The 1,881-nt window shown below is 60.3% G+C and carries 1 pseudogene; it reads left to right on the top strand.

Features of this window, described 5'->3' with window-relative positions:
• Positions 1-165: 165 nt before the first annotated feature.
• Positions 166-1,780 (top strand): annotated as a pseudogene (locus tag AC0L3I_RS36750) (IS1634 family transposase).
• Positions 1,781-1,881 lie beyond the last annotated feature (101 nt).

Below are 1,881 nucleotides of genomic sequence, written 5' to 3'. Positions count from 1 at the left end.
TTGACCCGACTTGAACAGTAGCGGCGGAACAAGCTGGCAACTGGCTCTGTAAGCTGTTGATTTTGCTGATGCGGGTTTTCGGCGTGCAGGATTTGTAGTGAAAACATTTATCGGTTACTTATTGTTTTGATTTATCTTTAGCGATTCTAACGGCACAATCCCGGCATGTTCGTGGTCGAGAAAGTCGCGCGAGGCCATCGCTACCTATATCTCGCCGAAAGCGTGCGCGAGGGCGGCCGGGTTCGCCAGCGGCTGATCCGGCCGCTGGGACGGAAGGATCAGCTGCAGGCCAGCGGCGCGCTCGATCGGCTGGTGGAGTCGCTGGGCCGACACTGCGAACGAAGCCTGATCTTAAATGACATCGACACCGGCGTGCTGAGCGCGATGCGCATCGGCGGGCCGCTGTTGTTCAGCCGTCTATGGGAGCGGCTGGGGATCGCAGAGGTTCTAGGCGATCTGCTGAAAATCCGCGGCTTTGAGTTCGCCGTCGAGCGGGCGGTGTTCGTCAGCGTCCTGCACCGTCTGTTCGTGTCGGGGTCAGATCGGGCCTGCGAGAACTGGATGGCCGATTACAAGATCGGCGGCATCGAGGGCCTTCAGCTGCATCACCTTTACCGGGCGATGGCCTGGCTGGGCGAGGAGATCGAAGAACAAGCCGAAGGAGGCCTGGGTCCAAGGTGCGTGAAGGATCTGATTGAGGAACAGCTGTTCGATCGTCGCCGCGACCTGTTCACTGATCTGTCCCTGGTGTTCATGGATACAACCACCTTGTCGTTCTACGGAGAAGGCGGGGAGAGTTTAGGCCGGCATGGCCACTCCAAGGATTATCGCCCCGATCTGAAGCAGATGGTGCTGGCGGGGCCGTCCGATCTGCACGGAGATGGTTGCTGGAAACACCGCCGACCTCACGGTGCTGTTGCCCATCGTCGATCGGCTGCGCGACCGCTTCAAGGTGGGACGGGTCTGCGTGGTGGCCGATCGTGGCATGATCTCGGCGGCGAGCATCGCGGCGCTGGAGGCGCGGAAGTTGGAATACATCCTCGGCGCCCGCGAACGCTCCAGCGTCATCGTGCGCGATCTGGTGATGAACGACGAGCAGCCGTTTACGCCGCTTTTGGTCGAGCGGGTCAAGGGCGAGACCTAGCTGTTCGTCAAACAGGTCAAGCTCTCCGGCCAGCGCTACATCGTCTGCCGCAACGAAGCCGAGGCCGAAAAGGACAAGGCCGATCGCCAGGCGATCGTGGAGGGACTGCAAAAGCAGCTGAAGAAAGGCGACAAGGCGCTGATCGGCAACAAGGCCTATCGACGCTATTTGAAGTCTGTCACCAAGGACGCCTTCGAGATCGATCTCGGCAAGCTGGCCCAAGAGGCCCGCTATGACGGGATCTTCGTCTTAAGGACCAACGCCAGGATCACGCCCTTGCAGGCGGTCCTTCGCTACCGCGACCTTCTGCAGGTGGAGGTTCTGTTCCGCCGGGCTAAGGCGCTGATGCGCACCCGGCCAATCTATCACAGCTCGGATGAGGCGATCCGCGGTCACGTGTTCTGCTCGTTCCTGGCTCTGCTGCTGCAGAAGGAATTGGCGGATCTTTGCGCCGCCAAAGGCTTCAGCGTCGAATGGGGCGATCTGCTGCGCGACCTGGACCGGCTGCAGGAGGCCACGATCGAGAAGGATGGCAAGCGCATCACAACCCGAACCCACGTGAAAGGCCAAGTCGGGTCCGTCTTCCAGGCCGTCGGCGTCGCCCTGCCGCAAAATATCCGCGAACAGGCCGCTTGAGTGGCGGCCCAAACCCGCCAAATGTAGTGCAAACACCCGTTCGCGCGCCTTCAACGCATTGAACTAACAACGCTTTTAGAATCTCACTGTTGAGGTAGGGC

The sequence above is a fragment of the Mesorhizobium sp. WSM4840 genome (genome assembly GCF_055811755.1).
This window is presented reverse-complemented; position numbering and strand designations above follow the sequence as displayed.